25 protein-coding genes are annotated in these 24,439 nt (G+C 69.5%); 11 read left to right on the top strand and 14 right to left on the bottom strand.

Annotation, left to right across the window (positions count from 1 at the left end; all coding sequences use genetic code 11):
- Positions 1 to 5 precede the first annotated feature (5 nt).
- The 3 genes from OZ403_RS15115 to OZ403_RS15105 all read left to right on the top strand — a co-directional run bounded on the left by OZ403_RS15115 (position 6) and on the right by OZ403_RS15105 (position 5,075).
- A complete protein-coding gene (locus OZ403_RS15115; protein WP_140790609.1) occupies positions 6 to 3,146 on the top strand; it encodes an efflux RND transporter permease subunit in 3,141 nt (1,046 codons plus the stop codon).
- Positions 3,146 to 3,745, top strand: coding sequence for a MarR family winged helix-turn-helix transcriptional regulator (locus OZ403_RS15110; protein ID WP_140790607.1), 600 nt, complete (start codon positions 3,146 to 3,148; stop codon positions 3,743 to 3,745). Before OZ403_RS15115 ends, OZ403_RS15110 begins: the two co-directional genes overlap by 1 nt.
- Before the next feature lie 106 nt (positions 3,746 to 3,851).
- The gene (locus OZ403_RS15105) at positions 3,852 to 5,075 is read left to right on the top strand and encodes a hypothetical protein (protein ID WP_268784498.1); all 1,224 of its coding nucleotides are present in this window, start codon (positions 3,852 to 3,854) and stop codon (positions 5,073 to 5,075) included.
- Here OZ403_RS15105 and OZ403_RS15100 read toward each other — a convergent pair.
- From OZ403_RS15100 to OZ403_RS15090, 3 genes are all read right to left on the bottom strand, one after another.
- A complete protein-coding gene (locus OZ403_RS15100; protein WP_140854296.1) occupies positions 5,041 to 6,213 on the bottom strand; it encodes a CaiB/BaiF CoA transferase family protein in 1,173 nt (390 codons plus the stop codon). The two genes, OZ403_RS15105 and OZ403_RS15100, sit on opposite strands and share 35 nt — an antisense overlap.
- Positions 6,214 to 6,340: 127 nt before the next feature.
- Positions 6,341 to 6,664, bottom strand: coding sequence for an SCP2 sterol-binding domain-containing protein (locus OZ403_RS15095; protein ID WP_011553019.1), 324 nt, complete (start codon positions 6,662 to 6,664; stop codon positions 6,341 to 6,343).
- Positions 6,665 to 6,761: 97 nt separating this feature from the next.
- Positions 6,762 to 7,139: a response regulator gene (locus tag OZ403_RS15090; protein WP_140790601.1), complete on the bottom strand. Its 378-nt coding sequence runs from the start codon at positions 7,137 to 7,139 to the stop codon at positions 6,762 to 6,764.
- A 183-nt stretch (positions 7,140 to 7,322) separates the two neighbouring features.
- On the opposite strand from OZ403_RS15090, the gene OZ403_RS15085 reads away from it, so the two are divergent.
- Together OZ403_RS15085 and tatA are read left to right on the top strand one after the other, a co-directional pair.
- Positions 7,323 to 8,348, top strand: coding sequence for a sensor histidine kinase (locus tag OZ403_RS15085; RefSeq protein ID WP_140874674.1), 1,026 nt, complete (start codon positions 7,323 to 7,325; stop codon positions 8,346 to 8,348).
- A 42-nt stretch (positions 8,349 to 8,390) separates the two neighbouring features.
- Positions 8,391 to 8,669, top strand: a complete 279-nt coding sequence (gene tatA, locus OZ403_RS15080; RefSeq protein WP_442929779.1) for a twin-arginine translocase TatA/TatE family subunit — start codon at positions 8,391 to 8,393, stop codon at positions 8,667 to 8,669.
- Positions 8,670 to 8,797: 128 nt separating this feature from the next.
- Here tatA and OZ403_RS15075 read toward each other — a convergent pair whose 3' ends face one another.
- The 6 genes from OZ403_RS15075 to OZ403_RS15050 all read right to left on the bottom strand — a co-directional run bounded on the left by OZ403_RS15075 (position 8,798) and on the right by OZ403_RS15050 (position 14,916).
- A complete protein-coding gene (locus tag OZ403_RS15075; RefSeq protein ID WP_268784497.1) occupies positions 8,798 to 10,660 on the bottom strand; it encodes an AMP-dependent synthetase/ligase in 1,863 nt (620 codons plus the stop codon).
- Entirely contained in the window at positions 10,657 to 11,397 is a 741-nt protein-coding gene (locus tag OZ403_RS15070; protein ID WP_418766481.1) for a tetratricopeptide repeat protein, read from the bottom strand. The genes OZ403_RS15075 and OZ403_RS15070 overlap by 4 nt, the downstream gene beginning before the upstream one ends.
- A 154-nt stretch (positions 11,398 to 11,551) precedes the next feature.
- Complete coding sequence (locus OZ403_RS15065) at positions 11,552 to 12,298, bottom strand: sigma-70 family RNA polymerase sigma factor (RefSeq protein WP_140790591.1); 747 nt, start codon at positions 12,296 to 12,298, stop codon at positions 11,552 to 11,554.
- Between the two features lie 201 nt (positions 12,299 to 12,499).
- Positions 12,500 to 13,918: an FAD-binding oxidoreductase gene (locus OZ403_RS15060; protein ID WP_268784496.1), complete on the bottom strand. Its 1,419-nt coding sequence runs from the start codon at positions 13,916 to 13,918 to the stop codon at positions 12,500 to 12,502.
- Entirely contained in the window at positions 13,915 to 14,472 is a 558-nt protein-coding gene (gene folE / locus OZ403_RS15055) for a GTP cyclohydrolase I (protein WP_216620342.1), read from the bottom strand. The genes OZ403_RS15060 and folE overlap by 4 nt, the downstream gene beginning before the upstream one ends.
- A 102-nt stretch (positions 14,473 to 14,574) precedes the next feature.
- Positions 14,575 to 14,916 (bottom strand): Rieske (2Fe-2S) protein, encoded by a 342-nt coding sequence (locus tag OZ403_RS15050; RefSeq protein WP_140854290.1) that lies wholly within the window; start codon positions 14,914 to 14,916, stop codon positions 14,575 to 14,577.
- A 124-nt stretch (positions 14,917 to 15,040) separates the two neighbouring features.
- Here OZ403_RS15050 and OZ403_RS15045 point away from each other — a divergent pair, with 124 nt between their 5' ends.
- From OZ403_RS15045 to OZ403_RS15020, 6 genes are all read left to right on the top strand, one after another.
- On the top strand, positions 15,041 to 15,466 hold the full coding sequence (locus tag OZ403_RS15045; protein ID WP_140790582.1) for a hypothetical protein: 426 nt from the start codon (positions 15,041 to 15,043) through the stop codon (positions 15,464 to 15,466).
- 77 nt (positions 15,467 to 15,543) lie between these two features.
- Positions 15,544 to 16,902, top strand: coding sequence for a zinc-regulated TonB-dependent outer membrane receptor (locus OZ403_RS15040; RefSeq protein ID WP_140790580.1), 1,359 nt, complete (start codon positions 15,544 to 15,546; stop codon positions 16,900 to 16,902).
- A gap of 18 nt (positions 16,903 to 16,920) precedes the next feature.
- On the top strand, positions 16,921 to 17,850 hold the full coding sequence (locus tag OZ403_RS15035) for a metal ABC transporter substrate-binding protein (protein WP_140790578.1): 930 nt from the start codon (positions 16,921 to 16,923) through the stop codon (positions 17,848 to 17,850).
- A gap of 3 nt (positions 17,851 to 17,853) precedes the next feature.
- Positions 17,854 to 18,702 (top strand): hypothetical protein, encoded by an 849-nt coding sequence (locus tag OZ403_RS15030; protein WP_268784495.1) that lies wholly within the window; start codon positions 17,854 to 17,856, stop codon positions 18,700 to 18,702.
- Entirely contained in the window at positions 18,689 to 19,501 is an 813-nt protein-coding gene (locus OZ403_RS15025) for a metal ABC transporter ATP-binding protein (protein WP_140790574.1), read from the top strand. Before OZ403_RS15030 ends, OZ403_RS15025 begins: the two co-directional genes overlap by 14 nt.
- Positions 19,482 to 20,354: a metal ABC transporter permease gene (locus tag OZ403_RS15020; RefSeq protein WP_140798173.1), complete on the top strand. Its 873-nt coding sequence runs from the start codon at positions 19,482 to 19,484 to the stop codon at positions 20,352 to 20,354. Before OZ403_RS15025 ends, OZ403_RS15020 begins: the two co-directional genes overlap by 20 nt.
- Positions 20,355 to 20,357: 3 nt before the next feature.
- Here OZ403_RS15020 and OZ403_RS15015 read toward each other — a convergent pair whose 3' ends face one another.
- From OZ403_RS15015 to OZ403_RS14995, 5 genes are all read right to left on the bottom strand, one after another.
- Entirely contained in the window at positions 20,358 to 20,909 is a 552-nt protein-coding gene (locus OZ403_RS15015) for an isochorismatase family protein (RefSeq protein ID WP_140790570.1), read from the bottom strand.
- Between the two features lie 196 nt (positions 20,910 to 21,105).
- Complete coding sequence (locus OZ403_RS15010) at positions 21,106 to 22,839, bottom strand: hypothetical protein (RefSeq protein WP_268784494.1); 1,734 nt, start codon at positions 22,837 to 22,839, stop codon at positions 21,106 to 21,108.
- Positions 22,840 to 22,849: 10 nt separating this feature from the next.
- Positions 22,850 to 23,452 carry a hypothetical protein gene (locus OZ403_RS15005; protein WP_140798170.1) on the bottom strand — a complete coding sequence of 201 codons (603 nt, stop codon included), beginning with the start codon at positions 23,450 to 23,452 and terminating at the stop codon, positions 22,850 to 22,852.
- 15 nt (positions 23,453 to 23,467) lie between these two features.
- On the bottom strand, positions 23,468 to 23,851 hold the full coding sequence (locus tag OZ403_RS15000) for a hypothetical protein (protein ID WP_140790564.1): 384 nt from the start codon (positions 23,849 to 23,851) through the stop codon (positions 23,468 to 23,470).
- Between the two features lie 83 nt (positions 23,852 to 23,934).
- Complete coding sequence (locus OZ403_RS14995) at positions 23,935 to 24,432, bottom strand: hypothetical protein (protein WP_268784493.1); 498 nt, start codon at positions 24,430 to 24,432, stop codon at positions 23,935 to 23,937.
- Between the last annotated feature and the right edge of the window lie 7 nt (positions 24,433 to 24,439).

The raw sequence follows: 24,439 nt of genomic DNA, 5'->3' as shown, positions 1-24,439 counted from the left end.
CCTGAATGCTCAAGACATTCATCACCCGCCCTGTGTTCACCGCGATGCTGATGCTCGCGGTGGTCGTTTTTGGCGTCAATGCCTACCCGCGCATCGGCGTGGATCAGTTCCCCGACGTCGAGTTCCCCGTCGTCACCGTCACCACGGTGCTGCCTGGCGCGGACCCGGAGTCGATGGAGAAGAACGTCAGTGACCCGCTGGAGGAGGCGCTCAACACCCTCAACGGCGTGGAGCAGCTGCGCTCCATCAACCTGGAGAGCGTGTCCCAGATTGTCGTCCGCTTCACCCTGGACACCAAGGTGGACGTGGCGTCCCAGGACGTGCGTGACCGCGTCCAGGCCACGCTGAGCAAGCTGCCGACGGAAATCGAAACGCCGGTGGTGGAGAAGTTCGACATCGGCGCGGCGCCCATCATGACGCTGTCGCTGTCGGGCGCGCTCCCCATTGAAGAGATGACGCGCGTCGCCGAAGACGTGGTGAAGCCGGCCCTGCAGCGTCAGGCGGGCGTGGGCAGCATCGACGTGGTCGGTGGCCGCGAGCGCGAAATCCAGATCATCGTGGACCCGGAGCGGCTGCGCGGCTTCGGACTGGCCGTCAGCGACGTGAGCCAGTCGGTGAAGGCGCAGAACCTGGACGTCCCGGGCGGCCGCACCATGGACAGCGGCCGTGAGCGCGTGGTGCGCCTGACGTCCGAGGCCAAGAGCGTGGACGAGCTGCGCAACATCATCATCGCCAACCCCAACGGCGCGCCGGTGCGCGTGCGTGACGTGGCGGACGTGGTGGACGGTCCGGAAGAGGCGCGCTCCAGCGCCAAGAGCGGTGACCGCAGCGCCGTGGCGCTGGTGGTGCGCAAGCAGTCCGGCTCCAACACGGTGCAGGTGGCTGAATCCATCAAGGAGTCCCTGGGCGAGGTCAACAGCCTGCTGCCCGAGGGCGTGCGCACGGAGATGGTGACGGACAACTCGCGGTTCATCCGCTCGTCCATCGCCGCGGTGCAGTTCGACCTGGTGCTCGGTGGCTTCCTCGCGGTGCTCATCGTGCTGGTGTTCCTGCGCAACCTGAACTCCACGCTGGTGGCCGCCATCGCGCTGCCGGTGTCCGTCGTCGGTACCTTCGCCGTCATGGCGGCCCTGGGCTTCACGTTCAACGTCGTCACGATGCTGGCACTGACGCTGTCCATCGGTCTGCTCATCGACGATGCCATCGTGGTCATCGAGAACATCGTCCGTCACCTGGAAGACGGAAAGACGCCCATGCAGGCAGCGCTCGAGGGCGCCAGCCAGATCGCGCTCGCGGTGTTCGCCGTGACGCTCGCCATCGTCGCCGTGTTCATCCCCGTGGCCTTCATGGACGGGACGATGGGCATGTTCTTCTACCAGTTCGGCGTCACGGTGGCCGTGGCGGTGCTCATCTCCTACGCCGTGTCCATGACGCTCACGCCCATGCTGTCGGCGCGCATGCTGAGCCACCATGGCAACCCCACGGGCATCTCCGCGGCGGTGGAGAAGGTGCTGGTCGCCACGGAGACGGGCTACCGGAACATCCTGGCCAGCATCCTGCGGCACCGGGCCATCACCCTGGTGATCGCCGTGGTGGTGCTCTTCCTCACCCTCTTCATGGCCAGCTTCCTGAAGTTCACGTTCATCCCGGAGCAGGACAACGGCAACATCAAGCTGGCGGTGGAGTTGCCCATCGGATCCACGCTGCAGGAGACGCAGGCGGAGCTGGACGCGCTGGACGCGCAGGTCCGCGCCCTGCCCGGCATCGACTCCACGTTCGCCACCGCCGGTGGCGGCGTGCAGGAGGAAGTGCACAAGGGCGAGCTGCTCATCAACCTGGTGCCGCTGAAGGACCGCGCCTTCAACCAGGGCGAGCTGAAGACGTACCTGCGCGGCGCCATCACCCCCCGCAGCGGCGTCACCGTCACGGTGCAGGACATCGCGGCCGTGGGCGGCGGCGGCGCCCGCACGCAGCAGATCCAGTTCAACCTCCGCGGCGACAACTGGGACGAGGTGGTGAAGGCCGCCGGCCAGGTCCAGGCCGCCATGCGCCAGAACCCGGGCCTGGTGGACGTGGACATGACGTTCCGCTCCGGCAAGCCGCAGTACGACGTCAAGGTGGACCGCGAGCGCGCGGCCGCCCTGGGCGTTCCGGCGGCCTCGCTGGGTGCCACGCTGCGTGCCTTCCTGGGCCGCGACAAGTTCGGCGACTACCGAGAGGGTGGCGAGACGTACGAAATCAAGGTGGCCCTGCCGCCGCAGACGCTGGCCTCCGCCGACGCGCTGGGCAAGCTGACCGTGCGCAGCACCACGGGCCAGTTGGTGGAGCTGCGCAACATCGCGACCATCACCCCGGCCGACGGCCCGGTGCAGATCGACCGCGAGTCGCAGAAGCGGCAGATCACCCTGCTGGCGAACCTGGCCTCGGGCTACGCGCTGAGCGACGGCATCACCTTCCTCAATGCGTACGCGGAGAAGGAGCTGCCCAAGACGGTCATCTACGACTTCGAGGGTAACGCGAAGGAGATGGGCAAGGCCGTGGCGGCCTTCGGCTCCGCCCTGCTGCTGGGCATCATCCTCATCTACATGATTCTCGCGGCGCAGTTCGAGAGCTTCATCCACCCCTTCACCATCATGATGTCGCTGCCCTTCGCCCTCATCGGCGCCATTGGCGGTCTGCTCGTCACCGGTCAGGCCATGTCGATGTTCGCCCTCATCGGCGTCATCATGCTCATGGGTCTGGTGGTGAAGAACGGCATCCTCCTGGTGGACTTCACGCTGCAGCTGCGTGAGGAAGGCAAGACGGCGACGGAGGCCTTGCTCCAGGCGGCTCCCGTGCGTCTGCGTCCCATCCTGATGACGACCATCGCGATGATCGCCGGCATGATTCCGGTGGCGGTCGCCAAGGGTGACGGCGCGGAGACGCGCGCGCCCATGGCCATCACCATCATCGGCGGTCTGGTGACGTCCACGTTCCTCACCCTGGGCGTGGTGCCAGTGGTGTACTCGCTGATGGATCAGCTCACCGAGAAGTTCAAGCGGCGCAAGGGTCCGGACGCGACGTCCGGTACGCCGCACGCGGTGGGTCCGAAGCACGGCGCCGAGTCGCCTTCCGTGGCCGCCGCGGCCCGGGTGGAGACCGCCTGATGCGGCGGCCGGATGACAAGCCGGCCGCGCTCGCGAATCGGCGAGGCGACCCGGGCGCGGAGGGACAAGACCTCCCCGAGGACGGTGGCTCCGAGGAGAGCCACGGTCTGCTGGAGGAAGACGTCGAAGCCTCCACGCCCGAGTCGCGGCGCCTCCACGAGCTGCTGATTGAGTTCAGCCGCTACCGCTCCTTGAAGAACCCGCTGGCGGGCATCTGCGAGGACCTCCAGCTCACGCCCACGCAGATGCATGCGTTGTCGTGGCTGGGGAACGACGGTCCGGTGCAGGTGGGTGTCCTGGCCCTGCGGGTGGGCATCACCCGGAAGACCATCACCGGCGTGGTGGACCGCCTGGAGAGCATGGGTCTGGTGGAGCGGACCCGCGACGTGGAGGACCGGCGCGCTGTCGTCGTGCGCCTCACCGAGCAGGGCAGCAAGGTCTTCGCCCGCATCGACAGGGGCCTGGACGCGAGCTTGCGGCGCGTACTGAGCCTGATGAGCGCCGAGGACCGCGACGCCGTGTTCGGCATCCTGGAGCGGATGCTGGCGCGCCTGACGGCCGAGGCGGAATCGGCCGGCGGCCCCCCACAGGCGAGCTGAACTTTTCCCTCACGCGCGCCGGCCCATGCTTCGGGCCGGCGCGCGTAGGACGCCAAGGGTGTCGCTGGCGCGGCCGTGCGCATAAGCTCCCCCGGACGCACACCGCATGACGATGACCGCCTTCCTCCTCGTGAGCCTCGCCGTGGGACTGGGCGCCGCCGCCCCCGCTGGCGCGCGCGCGGAGGTGACGTGGCCCGCGGTGGCACCTTCCACCGTCCATCTGCGGGCCCCCGCGGGCGCGGCGCTCCCACCGGACGTGTCCTCGCTGCTGTCCTCCCGGTGCAGGCAGTGGGCCTCCACGCCCGACAACCCCTGGGCGCTGGCCCATGGCCTGGCGCTGGACGGCCGGGAATTCCGCACCCGCGACGGTCAGCCCGCAGCGGACGCCATCATCGCGCGCTACCTGCGCCGGACACCGCCCCCGTCCCACTCCCCCGCCGCCGCCCAGCGGCTCTTCTTCGACACCCGAACCGCCAACGGCACGCCGGTGGAGCCCCACCCCGCCCTGCAGCTCAAGAGCCTGCTGCACGCGGGCTACCCGGTGCGCCACCGCTTCAACGCGTCCTGGGGCCCCATCATGGTGCAGGCGCTGGTGGAGCAACTGCAGCTCGACTTCCGCGCATCGCTCGTGGCCAATCCCGAAGGTGCCTGGGCGCTGGACGCCCTGTCCCTGGCGATGGAGCCCGGCGCCACGTTCCGCAACAGCGAGGGCACGACGGTCCACATCGACACGGTGATGCGGGACGCGCTCGCCACGCTCGAAGCCGCCCAGGCCGAGCTGTCCGCGGCGATGCGCGAGGGGCGGCCGCAGGTCCCCAAGCGCAAGCAGGGCATCTACGCCCACCCGTGCGGCGGGCTTCACTACTTCCAGGCTGTGGCGGGCTGGGCCCGGCATGCCTCCGTGCGCAAGGCGTGGCGCAAGCGGCTGGACGCGCAGGTGGACGTGCTGCTGTACCGGCTGGACTCGGAGGGCAGGCAATACGAGGCGGCGCTGGCCGACGCGCCATTCGCGCACAGGCTGCCCCTGCTGGTGCAGATGCTGAAGTTCCAGGGCCACCTGCTGGAGACGCTCGGCCGCTACCGCGACGACACCCGGTGGCGGCCCACGAAGGCCCAGCAGCAGGCGGTGGAGCGGGCGCGCACGGCCCTGGAGCACACCGTGCGCCGGCTGGAAGCCGGTGGCGCCTTCGACGGGTGGCCAGCGCTGGCCGAACGGCAGCCGCAGCTCGCGTTGGACTTGTTGGGCGACACCTGCCACGCCGCGCACGGCGAGGCCCTGTGGCGGACGCCCGCCGTCAGTGCCCCAGCCGCGCAAGCTCCTGCGCGGTAAAGCCCGCCTCTTCCAGAATCTCCCGCGAGTGCTGCCCCAGCGCGGGCGGCGCGCGCAGCGACGTCTCGCCCATGCGCAGCGGCGTCAGCAGGTGCGTCACCTTGCGACCCAGCACCGCGTCCTCCGTCTCCACGAAGAGGCCCCGGGCCTGGAGCTGCGGGTCCTTCAGCACGTCGTCCCCTTCCGCCACGGGCTCGATGCAGAGGTCGGAGCCCGCGAAGCGCTCCTGCCAGTACGCCAGTGGGTGCTCGGCGAACAGGCGCGTCAGCTCCGCCTTCACGCGCGCGCCGGGCTCACCCGGGGCGTATGCATCCTCCAGCAGCTCCGGACGCCCCAGCCGCTCACACACGCCCGCGAAGAACTTGGGCTCCAGCGCGCCCACCGCGAGCCACCGGTCATCCGCCGTGCGGTACAGGCCGTAGCACGCGTAGCCTCCGTTGAGCGCCTCCGTGCCCCGCTGAAGGGCGGCGCCTTCCGTCCCCATGTAGAGGCGCGACGCCAGGTGCATGTGCAGGAAGGCCAGCGCGCCGTCCGTCATGGACACGTCCACGAAGCGCCCCTGCCCCGTGCGCTCACGCTCGTGCAGCGCCGCCAGGACGCCCACCAGCGCGAAGAGGCTGCCGCCGCCAATGTCCCCCATCTGCACGCCGGGGAAGGCGGGCGCGCCGCCGGACTCACCGCCGTAGCCCAGCAGGCCGGCGCGGGCCACGTAGTTCAAGTCATGCCCCGCCTTCAGCCGGTCCGGCCCCGTCTGCCCGTAGCCGGAGATGGCGCAGTAGATGAGCCGGGGGTTCTCCGCGCGCAGCACGGACTCGCCCACGCCCAGCTTGTCCATGACGCCGGGCCGGAAGCTCTCCACCAGCACGTCGTAGTGGCGCACCAGCCGCTTCAGCGCCTCGCGGCCCGCGGGCTGCTTCAGGTTCAGCGTCAGGGAGCGCTTGTTCCGGTTGAGGCCGTAGAACAGGCCGCTGACGTCATCCCGCAGGGGCGGCATCTGGCGGACATAGTCCCCACCCTCCGGCTCCTCCACCTTGTCCACGGTGGCGCCCAGGTCTGCCAGCACCAGGGTGGCGTAGGGGCCGGGCAGCAGGCGCGACAAGTCCAGCACGCGGAGGCCTGTAAGCGGGAGCGACGACATGGGCATTCCTCGGAGCGAGCGTCGGGGGTGTGGAAACGACTGCGGCGCGCCCCTGTGAAGGAGACGCGCCGCGTGTGACAGAAGCCAGCGGACGGAGTCTGCCCGCAGCGCTCCGGTCCGCCGGAAATTAGAGCAGCTTCGCGAGCTTCATCGCGAGGCCCATGTCCATGGGCTTGAACTTCAGCTTGCCCTGCATGGCCGCCATCTGCGCGTTGAGCTTCTTCTCGCGAATCTTCACGAAGTCGTCGTTGCTCACGGAGATGGTCATCTTCGCGTTGTCGACCGCACCTTCCGTCACCCAGCCCTCGGACTTGGTGGCGTCCAGCGTCCACTTCCCGCCGCCCTCACCCGACACGTCAAAGACGATGACGGCGTTGATTTCCTTCGCCAGCTCCGGCTTCGCCTTGAGGGTCTCCGGAATCTGGTTCTCGATGATGTCCTTCGCGCTCACGACACACTCCTTGGCCTGATCGTTGATTTGAAAATCAAAGACAGGGGGGACCGTAATGGCGCCCCCCTGGCAGGTCAAGACACGGATGCGGCATCTGTCACGCGATGGTGGACGCGGCGGTGGGGTTCAGCGAGCGGCGAACCATGTCCAACAAATCGTTGAGTTCGAACGGCTTGGCCAGATGCCCCACCGCGCCAATGTCGGCGGCCTTGCTGCCCACATTGCGGTCCGCGCTCAGGACGATGAGGGGGATGCGCGCCACCTCGGGCGGCTTCTGCCGCATCCGCTGGGCGAACTCCCAACCGTCCATCACCGGCATCATCAGGTCCAACAGGATGAGGTTGGGCGGTTCGGGTTCGAGCCGGTCCAACGCCTCCTTCCCGTTCCGCGCCCGGCGGATTTCGAAGCCTTCGGCTTCCAGAATCTCTGAAAGGGCCTCCAGGATGTCCGGGTCGTCATCGACGACCAGGACCACCGGGGCCCTCGCATGCTGTGCATTGTGCAAGGTCAGAGCAGTCTCCCGAGGTGCGACGCTGGGATTCTTCAACCATCCTCCCACACGGCCGCGCAAGAAAATGCGCCCACGCCGCCAGACATGGGCCCACGTTGCAAAACCGACAGTCACTGCCCACCCTTTCCGTGACCTGATGGACTGGGGGTGTGGAACGTGGCGAGCGAGGGGGAGCTGAAAGCAGGCGACATGGCGGCACCAGGGCTTCTGCTCCTGCCTCGCGGAGGCAGCCCGCGCCCGCTCGGGCGCTCGCTGCTGGAGCAGCTGGGCCTGGAGGCGCTCCCCAGCCACGTGGGCTCCCTGCCGGAGCTCATGGCGGTGGCGGGCTTCCAGCGGCGCGCTGGTAGCGGCAGCCTCTGGGAGCGGGACGGCCAGGTGCTGATGGCGGGCGAGGAGACGCTGGAGGACGGCGCGCTGCTGCTGTGGACGTCGCCCCTGGCGTGGGACGAGGCCGGGGTGCGCCGGCGCGTGCGATACCTGTCCATGGCGTCGCATGACCTGCGCGGCTCACTGGCCAACGTGCGCTCGTACGCGGCCCTGCTGCTCAACGGCCGCGTGCCCCTGGAGGCCAAGGTGCAGCGCGGCCTGGAGACCATCCTCCGCAACGCGGACCGCTCGCTGGCCTTCTCCCAGGACTTCTTCGACGCCAGCCGGGCGGACCTGGGCTCCCTGCCCTGTGAGCCGGAGCGCCAGTCCCTGCTGCCCCTGCTGGACGCGGCGGTGGAGCGGCAGCGCGCCGCGGCCTCAGCGGCCCAGGTGGCGCTCGTGTTGGACCTGAATCCGGCGGAGGCGGTGCCCGAGGTCATCGTGGACGGGGCCCGCATCCAGCACGCCGTGGAGTCTTTCATTCAGTACCAGTTGGCCCGCGCCCAACCGGGTGAGGTCATCCGACTGGGCATCCGCGACTTCGCTCCCCGGGTGCGCGTGGAGGTCCGCCGGGACGGGGCGCCGCTGACGGATGAGGACGCCGCCGCCGTCTTCCAGCGCGAGGAGCGCGCCTTCCGGGAGAAGCGGCTGGAGGACCCCTTGCGCGTCTACCTGGCCCGGCAGGAAGTGGAGGCCCACGGGGGCAGCGTGGGCGTCGAGTCGGACCGAGGGGGCAGCACCCTCTTCCTCACCCTGACCCAGGCCCCCATCGCCGCGCTCGGTTCTCCAGCAACCATGCAGGCTTGAATCGCCCGCCGGTCTTGCTGGCAGTCGGCGGCGCCCATCGGTATGCTCCTGGCGTCTTCGCGAAGGAGCCGAGTGATGGGTTTGAAGGGAATGGAAATCCTCCTGATCATGGGGGTGCTGCTGCTCCTGTTCGGAGCGTCGCGCCTGCCACAGCTGGGCTCTTCACTGGGAAGTGCGATCCGCAACTTCAAGCGCGGCTTTGGCGGTGAGGGCGAGGAAGCGGCGGCCCCTGGGGACAAGAAGGGCTCCGGGACGCTCTCCAGCAGCACCGGCGTGCAGAACGACGTCACCAAGAGCCAGACGCCCAGCGGCCACGTCTGATCCGCCGCCGGGTGGCCGTGCCTCCCGGCAGGACGTGAGCAGTGCCCTGAAACGCGCAACGCCCGAGCCGCCCCCTGGAACAAGGGGTGGGCCGGGCGTTCGCTTTTACCCTGTGCTTGGCGTGGGCCTCAGTCGACCACGGCCGTGCCTTCGTACATCCGGTCGAGCTGCGCCTTGTACTTCTGGGTGCAGACCTTCCGCTTCACGCTGAGCTTGGGCGTCAGCTCCTCCGTCTCCTGGCTGAAGTCGTTCTCCAGCACGGTGAAGCGCTTGAGCGTGGCGTAGGGCGGCTGCTGCGCGTTGACCTGATCCACCGCGGCCTTCACCGCCGCATGGACCTCCGGGCGCCGGGCGTTCTCCGCGTAGGTGCCCACCGGGGCACCCTGGTCCTGCAGGAGCTTGCGCGCGCCCTCCTCCGACACGGTGATGAGCACCACCAGGTACGGCCGCTTGTCGCCGTACACCATGGACTGGCTGATGATGGCGTGCGTCTTGAGGGCGTTCTCCAGGTTCTGCGGCGCCACGTTCTTCCCGCCCGCGGTGACGATGAGGTCCTTCTTGCGGTCGGTGATGCGCAGGTAGTTGTCCGCGTCCAGCTCGCCGATGTCACCGGTGTGGAACCAGTTCTCCGCGTCGATGGCCTCCGCCGTGGCCTCGGGGTTCTTGTAGTACCCCTTCATGACGGACGGGCCGCGGATGAGGATTTCGCCGTCGGAGGCAATCATCACCTCCATGCCCGGCACGGGCGCGCCCACGCTGCCAATCTTGATCTTGTGCTCGCGATTGACGGTGGTGCCGGCGCACGTCTCCGTCAGGCCGTAGCCCTCCAGCACCTTGAGGCCCAGCAGGTCGAAGAAGTAGCCAATCTTCGGAGACAGGGGCGCGCCGCCGGAGATGAACACGCGCATGTTGCCGCCCAGCTTCTCGCTGATGGCCACGTGCACCTTGGAGAACACCAGCTTCTTCGCCAACGCGAAGCCCAGGGTGGCGTACTCGCGCCCCTGGCTGCGTGCCTCGACGTACTCGTCGAACAGCTTGAAGGCCCAGCGGAAGAGCCGGCCCTTGAGGCCCGGGGCCGCCGAGCCGTTGGCCACCACGTTGTTGTAGACCTTCTCGAAGACGCGCGGCACCGACGGCAGCACCGAGGGACGCGTCTCCACCAGGTTGGCCAGCAGCTTGTCCACCGACTCCGCGACGACGAGCCGGTAACCCATGCTCAGCCAGGCGGCCTTCACCACCTGCGCGAAGACGTGCGCCAGCGGCAGGAACAGCATCACCGAGTCAGAGGGCACCATCATCCCCACCGACTGGGCGGCCTTCGCCTCGAAGGCCCAGTTGCGGTGCGTGAGGATGACGCCCTTGGGGTCACCCGTGGTGCCCGACGTGTAGATGATGGAGGCGGTGTCCTCCATGGACACGCCCGCCACCCGCGCCTCGAAGTCGTCCGGACGGGCGGCGTGCTCGGTGCGGCCCTGGGCGACGACGTCGGCGAGTGACAGCTCGGCGCCACCGGCGACGGGGCCCTCGAAGGCGACGATGTGGCGGAGCGTCGGACACTCCGCCAGCTTCTGGCGCAGGCGCGTGAGCCGGCCCGCCTGCCGGGCGTCCTTCTCGTCGTTGTCCACGAAGACGAGCGTCGTCTCGGAGTGGTTGAGGATGTACCGGCACTCATCCGGCGTGTTGGACGCGTAGATGGGGACGGTGATGGCCTGCGCGGCGCTGATGGCCACGTCGCAGATGAGCCACTGCAGGCTGGTGTTCGCGAAAATCGCCACCCGGTCTCCGGGCTTCACCCCCTGGGCAACCAGGCCCGCGGAGAGCGCTTTCACCTCGTCCAGGAACTGGGCGAAGGTGACGTCCTGCCAGCGGCCGTCCTTCTTGTGGCATGCGCCCACCGTCGACGCGTTCTTCGCGCGCTGAATGAGCAGTTGGACCAGCGTCGCATCCCCCCCCGCGGTAGCGGGAGCCGCTACCTGATTCTCTGCCCTCATCTGAGCTCCTTCTCGATATCGGCTTCGACCTTCTTGGACCACTCCTGCACGCGCCGCCCTTCCGCGGGGTCGTACGCGATGCTGCCTTGCTTCACCTTTTGAATGGCCTCGCGAGCCTTCGCGGCCTTGCCGTCCTTGAGGAGCGTCTCCGCCAGGAAGTAGTAGGCGCGCAGCATCTGCGGGTCCTTCGCGATGGACTTTTCGTAGAGGCTGGCGGACTTCGCCAGGTCGCGCTTGGGCCAGGGCAGCTCGTAGTAGTAGCGGCCCTTGGCCAGCAGCGGCGCGCCCCGGTCGTAGCCCGCGTCAATCTGGATGGCCTTGTCGAGCCGCTCGTTGAACTTGCCCTCGAGCCCCTCGCCCAGCGCCTTCATGATGCCCACGGCCTGGGAGTAGGCGCCGATGCCGGTGGCCGCGTAGTAGTGGCCCTCCACCCGGGCGGGGTTGAGCTTCACCGCCTTCTCACCCCAGTCCCACGTCTGGCGGCCCAGCACCTTCTTGAGCTTCTCGTTGGCCGCCCCGTCCGCCTGCCACTGGAGGATGCGCGCCTTGCGCCAGACCAGCTCGTAGTCCTCCGGCGCGGCGTCCAGCGCCGTCTTCAAGGCCCCCTCGTAGGCCTTCTCCCCACCGGACTCGCCGCGCTTCGCGTACAGCGCGTCAAGCTCGGACAGCAGGGAGGCCTCAGCCCCCCAGGCAGGCAGGCTCAGGAGGAGGCTCAAAGCAAATGAAATCAGGCGCATAAGCGCCGGGCTTAGCACGCACTTTTGCCCGCTAGCAAACCATCGCGGGTAAATCATCCGCCAAACGACAAGAGGCGGGAGCGGCCCGGAATGACCCGGTCCGTCCCGCCCCGATGACGCACCTTCCCAGGTGGGAAGCGCCCTGGATGGCCGCTCACGCCGCGTCGGCGGCCTGCTCGCCCAGATGCTCCTCGTTCTCGTTGAACGCCTGCAGGTAGCGCTCCAGGAAGTTCTTCGTCTTCAGCTCCACCTGACGCACGCGCTCGCGCGACACGCCCCACCGCTGGCCCAGCTCCTCCAGCGTCAGCGGCTTGTCCTGCGTCAGCCGCTCCGTGAGGATGTCCCAGCCCAGGTCACCAATGCGCTTGCGCACCTTGGCGAGCGCCTCCTGAATCTCCGTGTCCTGCTCGTGCGACAGGAATACCTGCTGAGGCGAAGGGCTGTTGTCCTCCAGCCGGTCGAGGAAGGTCGTCTCGCCGTCCTCGTCGATGGTGGCGTCCAGCGAGAAGTCCACCATGCTGCCGCGCTCGGCCTCACCACCGCGCACCTGGCTGCGGTTGTCCTTCAGGTACCGGGTGATGTAGGCGCGAATCCACCACACCGCATAGGTGGCGAAGCGCACGTTCTTCTTTGGATCGAAGTGCTCGATCGCCTTCATGAGACCGACGTTGCCCTCCTGGATGAGGTCATCCAGTCGCGCGCCGCGATTGGCGAACTTCTTCGCCACGGCGACAACGAAGGCCAGATTGGAGCTGGCAAGCGTCTGCCGCGCGGACTCGTCACCCTTGCGGGCGCGGCGCGCAAGCTCGTACTCCTGCTCACGCGTCAGCTGCTGGTGCCCGCCCAGGTTCCGAAGGTAGTGCGACAGGCCTTCCGCTGCGTACTTCGTCGAATTGGCCATGATTTCCCGTCCTCCGTTCGATGCCGGACGCGCTCTCCCCCCGCCGCCTCGCGTCCACCTGGAACTAAGACGCGCAACGAGCGAAAGGGTTTCTCATTCCAGGTCCGATTAGGCATTTCGCGCGACATTCCCAGCCCTTCCCACGCTTTGGACGGTAAGCCGCTCGACGCCGGGACAAAAACGAGCCGCGTCGGCCACGAATCAAGAACGCATGAGCGCGGGGAAGATTTTCGAGGGGTTGAGCAACCCTGATGGATCGAAGAAGGCCTTGAGCCTGCGCTGCAGGTCGATGAGCGCGGGGGACTGCTCCAGCGAAAGATATTCCCGCTTCGCGTACCCCACACCGTGCTCGCCTGTGATCGTTCCGCCCAGTTCCACGGTCATCACCAGCATGCGCCGCAGGGCCTCATCCACCAGCGGCCGTTGGTGGGCGCCCTCGTAGAGGATGTTGGCGTGCAGGTTCCCGTCGCCCGCATGGCCATACGTGGCCACGGTGAGTCCCAGCTCCGCGCCCATGGCCTTCAAGCGCTCGATGACCTCCGGAATCTTCGAGCGGGGCACGACGATGTCCTCGGAAATCTTGTGAGGCTTGAGGGCCCGGAGGGCTGGGGAAATCACCCTGCGCGCGGCCCAGAGCTTCTCGCGCTGGGAAGCATCCTGGGCCACGAGCATCTCGGTGGCGCCCTGACCAGCACAGATGTCACCCAACTGAGACAGTTCAGCGAGCAAGCCCTCGCGGCCGTTGCCGTCCACCTCCACGATGACGGCGGAACCCGCGCCCGGCGGGAACTGGAAGCCGCGGCCGTTCACCGCCCGCAGGGCCACGTCATCGATGAGTTCCAGGCAACGTGGGAGGATGCCCGCGGCCAGCACGGCGGACACCGCGCGCGCGGCGTGCAGCACGGACGGAAACACCACCAGGGCCGTCAGCACCTCGCGCGGCAGCGGGATGAGCTGGACGGTGATTTCGGTGGCGACCCCCAGCGTGCCCTCCGAACCGACGAAGAGGCCCACCAGGTCATAACCCGCCACGCCCTTGATGGTGCGCCGGCCCACCCTCACCACCTCGCCGTCTGGGAGCACCCACTCCAGTCCGATGACGTAGTCGCGTGTGACACCGTATTTGAGTGCCCGAGGTCCGCCGGCGTTCTCCGCCACGTTGCCGCCCAACGTGCACAGCTCCCAGGAGTTCGGGTCCGGTGGATAGAAGAGCCCTACCGCTTCCACGGCCTTCATCAGGTCGCCGGTGATGACGCCGGGCTGCACCACCGCGGTGAGGTCCTCGGGGGAGATGGAGAGGATGCTGTTCATCCGCTCCAGGCTCACCGCCACCCCACCATGCAAGGGCAGCGAGCCGCCGCTCTTGCCGCTGCGCGCGCCACAGGGGGTGAAGGGCACGCCGTGCACCGCGCACGCCTTGAAGACCTGCGACACCTGCCGCGTGTCCGCGGGGAAGACGACGAGGTCGGGCGCATGGACGCCACTGTCGGACTCGTCACGGGCGTAGGCGGCCAGCGCGGCGTCATCCACGCGCAGCTGCTCCGGAGCCATGATGGCGGCCAGCGCCTCGCGTACGGGGGCCACGCGCTTGGGCCCCACTCGCGGCAGGGGCGCGCTCATCGCCGGGCCCCCAGCCGGGCCCAGAGCTCACGGCGCAGGGGACCGTCGCGCCGCAGGGTGCCTTCATAGGCTTCCGCGTGGGTGACGGCGTCGCGTTGCTTGTCCCCGCGCAGGCGCAGGCACGCCTGTTCCGCTTCGATGATGCACGCGGTGGCGGGGCTGCCGAGCACCTGGGCCAGGGAGCGCGCCACTTCCCGCGCCATGTCTTCCTGGAGGATGAGCCGGTGCGCGAAGCAGTCCACCAGCGATGACAGCCGGCCAAAGCCCACCACCCGCTTGCCCGGCACGTAGGCCACATGGGCCCGCCCGGTGAGTGGCAGCAGGTGGTGCGGACACATGGAGTGGAAGCGCAGGTCCGTCACCACCACCAGCTCGCCGGAGGAGCCCGGCGGCGCGGGGAACGTCTCCCCCAGCGCCTGCTCCGGGGTGCGGCTGTAGCCGTCGAGGAACTCGGCCGTCCAGGCCTCGGCCACGCGCGCGGGGGTGTCCGCCAGGTGGACGTCCTGGAGGTTCAGGCCGGCGGCGCGCAGGAAGTCCGCCACGGCACGCGCCATGGCCGAGGTATCGGGGACACCAGCAGGGGCGGAAGCGGCGGGGGCTTTGCGGCGGGCTCGGGACGAAGTCACAGTGGAATCGCTCCTGGAAGGGGCCGGCACTCAGGGGGCGTGGACCCTACCTGATGCGGACACGAGGATGTGCTGTCCCTGCACACGCACCGCATAGGTGCGGACATGCACCCCGGGATGCCGAGGGCACTGCCCCGTCCGGACGTCGAACGGCCAGGTGTGCAACGGACAGTGCACCACGTATCCCACCAGGTCGCCCTCCGACAGGGGGCCGGCCCGGTGGGGGCATGCGTCCGCCACCGCATGGAGCTCCCCATCCACACGGAAGAGGGCCACCGCGACACCGTCCACCTGCACCACCGCGCGGCCCCGCGCGTCGAGTGCGTCCAGCGTCGCCACTGGAATGAATCCTCCGTCCAGCTGTCCGTTCATCCCGATGTTCCCCAACGCCCGGCCGGGGCCGACACATCCCCACCCGGACGAAACAGAGCGTGATACCGTCCCTTGACACCCGCCGTGCCGCGTCATTAGAGCACCCGGGCAACCGCCCCTTCCGATGAATCAGCGAGCCCACACCTTCGCCCGCTGCACCGCGACGCTGCTCGTCGCGCTGTGGGTGTGTCAGCCGCTGAGCGCGCTGATGCACGCGAGGGACGAGCACGCGCACCGGTTCTGTCCGCAGCATCAGACGTTCGAGGAGACGGCGCTCGGCACGGGCGCGCGGCTGTCCCGGCTCGCCATCGAGCAGAGCCCACAGCTGTCCGCCCTGCCCGAAGCCGTCACGGACTCGGCGGCCCTCACCCATGAGGAATGTCCGCTGGTGACGTCTGGCTCCCGCCCGGAGCTCCTGACGCCCTACCGAACGTCCCTGGTGCTGACGCTGCTCGCCGTGAGCCGTCCGGCCACCGCGCCGCCTCGCGTCCAGGCCCCCCTCTCCATCCTCGATACCGCTCCCAAGGCCTCGCCTCCCGCGCACGCGTGACGTGCGTCGTCCGAGGTCTGGCAAGTCATTGGTGGGCGTGGCCGCTTCGCGGTCGCCCCGTTCGAGGAGCATTCCAGGTGGCAACCCTTTCGCGCCGTGCTCACGGCGCTCTCATGGCCGTTTCACTCACGCCCTTCCTGTTCGCCAGCGGCGCCAGCGCCCAGGACGCCTCCGCGCCTCCGGCGGACGCCCCCGTGCAGGAGTCGCGGGAAGACGCCGCGCCCGCGCTCACACCCGAGGAGTTGGAGGAGATCGAGAAGGCGCTTGGCAGCGATGCCGCGGCCGCGCAGCAGAACGCGCCCACCGGCACCGCGGCGCCGCCGGCTTCCATGCCTGGCGGTGGCTCCGCGCTCTCCATCCCCGGGGTGAACACCCCCAACACGGGCGCGAACTTCCTGGACCTGAGCTTCATCCTGGACGTGGCCGCCGCGGCCTTCACGGACAAGGAGCCCCTGCAGAGCGGCGCGCACGACCCCACGCGCAACGGCTTCAACCTGCAGCAGTTGGAGCTGTCCATCGGCTCGGTGGTGGACCCCTACTTCCGGTTCGACGCCAACATCGTCTTCAGCCAGTTCGGCGTGGAAATCGAAGAGGCCTACGGCACCACGCTGGCGCTGCCCTACAACCTCCAGGTGCGCGCCGGTCAGTTCCTCACGCGCTTCGGCCGCATCAACCCCACGCACCCGCATTCGTGGGACTTCGTGGACCAGCCCTTCGCCGTGGGCCGCATCTTCGGAGGCGAAAGCAACCGTGGACTGGGCGCCGAGGTGTCCTGGCTGGCTCCCCTGCCCTGGTACGTGGAGGTGATTGGCAGCACCACCGACGCCACCGGAGAGGCCACCGCGCGCAGCTTCCTGGGCGCCACCAGCGAACGTGTGCAGTCTCCGTTCGACTTGCAGCTCACCGGCGCGGTGAAGCAGTTCTTCCCGTTGTCGGATGACCTGTCCCTCATGTGGGGCCTGTCCACCGCCACCGGTCCCAATCCCACCGGCTACCGCAACCGTACGGACGTGTTCGGCACGGACCTGTACCTGCGCTACCGGCCCATCACCCAGGCCTACAACACCACGCTCATCACGTTCCAGGCGGAGGCCTACTACCGCCGCCGCCAGGTGCCCGGGGACGTGCTGACGGACTTCAACACCTACGCGCAGGCCGCGTGGCGCTTCTCGCCGCGGTGGGCCACCGCGCTGCGCTACGAGCTGGGAACGGCGGCGCGAGGCGAAGACGGAGCGCGCGTCATCGACCCGTTGGACCCGGACTGGACGGAGTCACGCAACCGCGTGTCCGCCAACGTCACCTTCTGGCCCACCGAGTTCTCCCGGCTGCGCCTCCAGGGCGCCAGGGACCATGCCGGATGGCGGGATGAGGCCGGCTACTCCCTGATGCTCGCGCTCGAGCTGGTGACCGGCGCCCACGGCGCCCACGCGTTCTAACCCCCTTTCGAAGGAGCCATGACCATGCGTCTCTCCCGTCTGTTCGCGGCCGTGTGCGCCGCCTTCACCCTCTTCGTCGCGTCCCCCGCTCGCGCGGACCTCAACGTCGTCACCACCCTGCCGGACCTGGCCGCGTTGACGAAGGCCGTGGGCGGCGACCACGTCAAAGTGCAGGCCCTGGCGCTGTCCAGCCAGGACCCGCACTTCGTGGATGCCAAGCCGAACCTCGCCCTGGCGCTCAACCGCGCGGACCTGCTCATCGCGGTGGGCCTGGACCTGGAGCTCGGCTGGCTGCCTACGCTCCAAGTGGGCGCGCGCAACTCGAAGATCCTCGTGGGCAACCCGGGCTACCTGGTGGCCTCGCAGTTCGTGAAGCTGCTGGAGGTCCCCACGGTGCAGGTAGACCGGGGACAGGGCGACGTCCACCCGGGCGGAAACCCGCACTTCCTCTATGACCCGCGCCAGGCGCTGTCCGTCGCGCGCGGCATCACCGACCGGCTGGCGCAGTTGGATCCGAAGAACGCGCAGGCCTACCGCGACAACCTCGCCACCTTCACCACCGAGTTGGAGAAGTCGCGCGCGGATTGGGAGAAGCGACTGGCGTCGCTGCGTGGCCAGCCCGTCATCGCCTACCACCGGACCATGGCGTACCTGGCGGACTGGCTGGGCTTCGACACCATCGCCTACCTGGAGCCCAAGCCCGGCATCCCGCCCAACCCGTCGCACGTCGCGAGCGTCCTGGCCCAGGGCCGTCAGCGCAAGGCGCGCATGGTGCTGATGGAGAGCTACTACCCGGACACCACCGCGCGGCTGGTGGCCTCGAAGATTCCCGCGCCGCTCGTCACGCTGCACGGCGGCACGGACTTCAAGGCGAAGGAGACATACCTCCAGCACATCAACGAGATGGTCGAGCGCCTGGAGAAGGGGCTCGCCGGCAAGGGGACTTGAGCCATGCGGACCCGCCTCCTCCTTCCCCTGCTCTTCCTGTCCGGCTGCGCGCTGGAGCCCGGTGAGAGCTTCGCGGTGTTGGAACCCACCGTCCGCGCGGACTACACGCCGGTGGCCGGGCGCAACGTGGGCAACGGCTTCCAGCGGCTCGCCTCCGACTTCGAGCTCCGCCTGGACGGCGCCGCGCTGGGCGTGGACCACATCGACCTGGTGGGCGGCGGCGGCGCCCGCGGCCCCACCACCTTCGACCCGGCCAATCCGCCGGCGGGCTACACCAACTGCCACAACGGCCACTGCCACCGCGACGATGGCGCGCTGGTGGACTACGAGGACATCCAGGCGGAGCTGGATGGCGGTGGTGACGGCGCGGAGGCCACGGTGGCCAGCCTGCACGTGGACGCGGACCTGGACCTGCTGGCGGACCAGACGCTGTCGCCCGGCTGCGAGCCGTCCTGCGAGTTGGGCCGCACCCATGTCAGCCGCTACCAGTGGGACGTGTCGTTGGTGCACCTGGAAGGCGCCGTACGCGACAGCCGCGCCACGCCGCGCTTCAACGATGAGCGCCGTTTCCGGCTCGCGTTGGCGGCGGAGGAGGAGGCCACACCGCTGATGGTGCTGCGCGGCACGGTGGACATCCCCGCGGACCGCGAGAACAAGCCACGCGTGAAGCTGGCCCTGCGACTGGCGCTGGCGCCGACGTTGTTCGACTCGCTGGACTGGGCGGCCACCACGCCTGGCCCTGACGGCGTGGTGGACCTGAACGCGCCCGAGAACGCCACCATCCGGACCGCGCTGATGGAAGCACTCGCCACCTTGGAGCCACAAGCGGAGGTCCAGCGTGAAGACCGTTGAGCCCCCTGACGGCGCGCACGCGGTGCCCGCCACGTTCGCACCGGGTGATGCGCTGCTCACCTGCGAGAAGCTCGTCATCGGTTACGACGGCAAGGCCATCCTGCCGCCCATCGACCTGACCATTCGCCGCGGCCAGTTCGTGGCGGTGGTGGGCCGCAATGGCTCCGGCAAGAGCACCTGGTTCCGGACGCTGCTGGGCATGCAGCCGCCGGTGTCGGGCACCATCTCCCGCGCCTCCGCGCAGGTTCGCAGTGCTTATGTGCCGCAGACATCCGCCATCGACTCGCTGCTGCCACTGCGCGCGGGCGAGCTGACAGCGTGGGGACGCCTGCGCGGCTGGAGCTTCCTGTGGCCCTTTGCCCGGAAGGCGGACCGGCAGGCCGTTCAGAGCGCGCTGGAGACGGCCGGCGCGAAGGCCTTCGCGTCGCGGCCCTACCGCGAGCTGTCCGAGGGCCAGAAGCAGCGCACGCTGCTGGCCCGGCTGGTGGCCACCGAGGCGGACCTGGTGCTGCTGGACGAGCCCACCGCCGCCATGGACGCGGTGGCCGAGCACGAGACGATGCAGCGGCTGTGCACCCTGTCGCGTGAGCGGGGCCTGGGCGTGGTGGTGGTGTGCCACGACCTGGAGGTCGCCGCCGAGCACGCGGACGTGCTCGTCTTCGTGGACCGCGAGACGTCCGCCTTCGTCATGGGCGATGCCCGCACCGTCTTCTGTCACCCCGCCTTCCGCCGCCAGTACGGCGACGAGTACTGCCAACGCGCGCCCCTGGGACCTCACCGTGGAAACGACGCTCGCTGAACCATCCAAGTGGGAGCAGTTCCACCTGGCGTTCGATTTGTTCAGGGACCCGCTGCTGTGCGCGCTCATCGCGGGCGGCGTGCTGGGCTTCCTGAGCGTGTACGTGGTGCTGCGGCGCATGGTGTTCGTCAGCGCCGCGGTGGCCCAATCCGCGGGCCTGGGTGTGGCGCTGGCCTTCTACGCGGCCATCCACCTGGGCACGCATGTGGAGCCCGTGCTGGGCGCCACCACCCTGGCGCTGTTGGCCACAATGTTGCTGATGACGGAGCCGGCGAAGCTGCGCCTCACGCGAGAGAGCCTGCTGGGCCTGGCCTATGCGCTGGCGGGCGGCGCGGCGGTGCTCGTGGGAGACCGCATCGCGCAAGAGGCGCACGACATCCAGGGCATCCTCTTCGGCACGGCGGTGCTGGTGACGCCCGAGCAGCTCTACACGGTAGCCATCGCTGGCGGGGCCGTCATGTTCATCCAGCTGTGGTGGTACCGGGGCATCACCTTCGCCAGCTTCGACCGGACGGGAGCGCTGGTGCAGGGGCTGCCGGTGCGCCTGCTGGACGGCGTGCTGATGGTCAGCATCGGCGTCATGGTGGGCGTGTGCGCCCGGGCATTGGGCGCGCTGCCGGTGTTCGCCTTCTCCACGCTGTCCGCCATCGCCGCGCTGATGTTGGAGCTGCGGCTGCCGTGGACCTTCTTCATCGCCACGCTCTTCGGCGCCATCGCGGGCGTGGGCGGCTATCTCTTCGCCTTCTTCTACGACTTCCCCGTGGGCGGCTCGCAGACGGTGTTCGCCGCGGCCATGGTGGCCGTGGCGACCGTCCTCCGGATGCTCGTCCACGCGGTGCAGAAGGCGCGCTGAGCGTCAGCGGACCGCGGCGGAGACCTGCTTGAACTCGGGCGTGCCGGCGCGCCCGAGCAGGTCGAACAGCGCGGCCTCCACCGTGGCGACGTGCGCGCCCGCGTCACGGCACAGCTGGAGGCCCACCTGCCGGTCCTCTTGCGCGCGGGACAGCACCGCGTCCGTGAGCAGGAACGGGGACAGGCCGCGTTCGGCCAGGTCACGCACCGTCTGGAAGACGCAGATGTGCGTCTCCATGCCCGCAACCAGTACCTGCGTGCGCCCGCCGAGCGCGGCCAGCACGTCTGGCACGGCGGCGCTGAACTCCAGCTTCTCCACCGCCTTGACGTCTTTCAGCACCCGCATCCGCAACAGCGAATGCGTGGGCCCCAGGCCCTGGGGGTACTGCTCGGTGAGGAGGATGGGGAGGCCCAGCGCGCGTGCGCCCTCGATGGCGGCGGTGGTGCGACTGAGCATCCGGTCCAGCGCGTCCCGGTCCATGGCGGCGCACAGGCGCTCCTGGATGTCCACGACGAGCAACGCGGCCTGGTCCTGCTTGAGGCGGAAGGTGGGCATGCCCCCTCCTCGCGCGAACGGCGCGGGCCCGTCAAGCAGAGGGAGACGCCAGCGCGGCTGGTGGACGCCAATGCGAGGCGGAGTTCCAGCGGATGACAGTCAACCCGCGACGCGCGGGCAATGAGGTCCGTGGGCCGGGCTCATGCTCGATGGGGACTGCCGACAGGCGGCGGCCCCCATGCCATTCCGGCACCGCTCAGCAGGACACCGTCCCATGCGTGGACAGGGCCGGCGTCCCGGTCTCCCGCGGGGCGAGGAGCTCCGGCGGGCGCACGAGCCGCAGCAGACGCCCTCGGCTGGCGATGAAGGCCCGAGCGCGGCGAAGCTCCGGCTGAGGCGGGTCCGCGTCACGCCAGCAGTCGAGGAACGCGGTGAAGTCCTCCACCGCGCTGCTCCAAGCGCCGAGCGCCACCTGCGACTCGGCGGACAGCAGTCGGAGGTGGCCACACCCGGGCCGCTCCGCCACCAGCGTCTTCGCCAACTGCACCGCCTTGTCCTCTCGCTCAGTGCGCAGACGCAGCCGGACCAGGGCCTCGCGCGCGGGTCGGGAGAAGGCCGCGGGCCCCGCGGCCCGAAGCCGCCGCTCCAACCGCCACGCACGCGTCAGCGTGGCCTCGGCGCGGCCCACCTCGCCCCTGCGAGCCTCCAGCGCGCCGCGCAGCTCCTGAGCGGCCACCTCCACCACACGCGCCACATCCCGTGGACACAGGGCCAGGTCCTCCGAGCGACGAGCCTCCGCCAGGAGCGCATGCTGCGCGTCCAGCGAATTGCACACCCGCTCCACCTCGCCCAGGCGCGCGGCCTCCAACAGGCTGAGGCCCCGCGTGTACTGGCGCATCCCGTCCCGCAGCGCCCGCTCCGCCGGGCTGGCCGTATCGGACAGCGCCATGGGCACGTCCGCCGCCGCACGCCAGAAGCCGAAGCGCAGGTGCGCGGACACCATCGTGGCGGCGGCGAACAGCAGCGCCTGGTCGTCGCCTCCAGCACCTTCCACCCGCTGCCGCAGGCGACGGGCCCACGCCTGGGACTCGCCGTACTGGCCCGCTTCGGCGCAGCCCTGGCTGAGCAGCCGCATGGCCGCCTCGGAACTCGGTGCGTCGGAGGTGTGCAGCCCTTCCTCGGCCAGGTACGCATCATCCGCGGCCACCGTCGCCTCCAGCACGCGCTGGGCCTCCGCCACCAGCCCGACCCGCTGAAGCAGGCGCCCCGCGGAGAGCAGCGCGGGACTGGCACGAGGCGCCAGCGTCACCAGGCGGCGGGCGCTGTCCCGAGCAGCCTCGGGCCGGCCGCTGTTCAGCATGGCATGCACCCACGCATGGTGGACGCCCGCGTGGTCCGGGTGTGAGCGCAGCAGCTCGCGCAGCAGGGCCTGCGCATACGGCTGCCCCTGTCCGGGCCGGCCATCTGGCTCGTAGCCGTCCAGGAGGAAGCCCGCGAGCAGCAGCCGCGCGTCGCCGTCCTCGGGATAGCGGTCGATGAGGCACTCCATGTCACGCACGAAGGCGTGGCGCCCATTGGCAGGGCCCTTCTCCGCCAGCAGACTGCCCGCGACGATGTAGCGCTGTTCGCGGTCCGAGGTGCCCTCGCTCAGGGCCAGCGCGCGGCCCATGGCCTCCGCGCGGGCGGTGGCGAAGCGGGCGCCGGAGCCTCGCGTGAGGGCGAGCCCCCACCAGGCCATGGCCAGCGACGAATCCTCCCGCGTGGCCTGCGCGAAGGCGCGGCGGGCCTCACCGCCCCAGCCCAGTTGCAACAGCCGCAGGCCCTGGTCGAACCAGGCCTGGGCCTGGGGCCAGGCGGTGGTGACATCCAGGTGTGCGTTACCCAGGCCCTCGCGCGGGCGCGGCGTGGGGAGCGCGTCATCCGCGACATCCTCCCACGGCGCGCGGGCATGGACGGAAGGTTCATCGGCTCGGAGCAGTCGCGCCAACATGATGTCCTCCTCAGGCCCCGGCGACCGGGGCGGTGCAGACGTTGAATCCTGAATCCAGGAAACGAAGGCGGGAGGCGAAGCGCCGCCACGCCGAGGCCAGTCCATCCGCGGCGACAGGGGGCGCCTTGCGACGCGCCTCGAAACACTCGCGGCGCCAGGACGGCCCCATCTCGGAGGACACCCAGTCCTCGTGCTCGGCCAGCCACCCCGCCAGCGAGGCCAGCCCCGCGCGCAGCGCCCGCCGCTCGTGCCCCGTGGCCGGCAAGCGCGCCGGGCCCAGCTCCTCCGCGCGAAACGGAAGTCGGCCCGGCACACCTTCCAGCAGGATGGGCGCGAAGCCCGCCCGCGGGACAAAGATGGCTTCGCCGCACTCGCACAGCGCGCCGAAGCCCCACAGCGTCAGTCGCCCACCGCCCGGCAGGCCCACCGTGTAGGGACTCTGTCCCTCCACGCCTTCGGGACGCGCGTGACGCACGAGCCCCCGGCGAACGAGGAGGTTCCCCTCCGGGCAGAGGACATCCCGCCCGAGGCACCACATGGAGACGTCGAACAGCCGGTCTCCATCGCGTCGCAGCTCACAGGGAATCACGGTGGACATGGCATTGCCGGACATGGGCGCTGTCTCCTCTCAGCTCGCGGACTTCTTCGCCGTGGCGCCGCGGCGCACGGGGCTGGCGCCAAAGAGCGCGGGTGCATCCACCGGGCTTCCACCCTGCTTGCCCAGCACCGCGTTGACGGCGCGCACCAGCTTTCCGCGCACGCTGGCCGTCAGCGGCAGGTCTCCCAGCGCGGCCTGGAGCTGCTGCGTGCTGATGCCTCGGCCGCTCTTCGGCTTGCCGATGGACAGCGACTCGTAGCCCTTGCCCTGCGTGTCCTTGTCACGGCGACGGGCACTCCGCTTCTTCAGGAGGGTGCGGCCCTCGGAGCCGTAGGACTCGAGCTGACGCGACAGGCGGAGAAGCTTCTCGGAGGGGATGTTCTTGTCCGTCAAGAACTGCTGGAAGGACCCCATGGTCATCTCTCTTCGGGGAACGAGGGGCCGGCACCGACAGCGCCGGCCCCCGGGTGAATGGGCCAGGGGGCCCGGGGACAGCGTCAGTGCTCGTGGCCGTGGTCGTGCGACTCCTCGATGAGGACGCCGACCGTCGCGATGGACGTGGGGCCGAAGTACAGGCGGTGCGTGCCCACCGAGAGCGGAACAACGTGGCGGCCCTTGATGTCGGTGCAGCCCTCGGATCTGCTGGTGCTCTCCTCGATTTCCACCGCCACACCGCTGGCGGTGGTGATGGAGAGGGGCACGGATGCGTTGGTGTAGATGACGTAGTCAGTGGCCTCGCCCGCGGCGAACAACACGAAGCCCGAATTCCCGTCCGGGCCGCTCATCAGGGTGATGTCGTAGCGACGGTGGTCCGCGTGAATCTCGGAGGGCGGGTTGTTGGTGCCTGGCCAGGCGAAGACGGAAGTGGCAGGCCCATTCTGGAGGTGCTCACACGCCTCGGCGTCGACGCCCTCTTCTTCGGGATGGTCGTCGCCGCAGCCGGCGGAGACGAGCGCGGTGGACAACAGGAACGCGGCAAGGAGCTTCTTCGTCATGGTGCTA

The sequence above is a fragment of the Myxococcus sp. NMCA1 genome, from assembly GCF_026810205.1.
Classification (GTDB): Bacteria; Myxococcota; Myxococcia; order Myxococcales; family Myxococcaceae; genus Myxococcus; species Myxococcus xanthus_A.
Note: the sequence above shows the minus strand (reverse complement) of the source record. Positions and strands in the feature narration are given on the sequence as shown.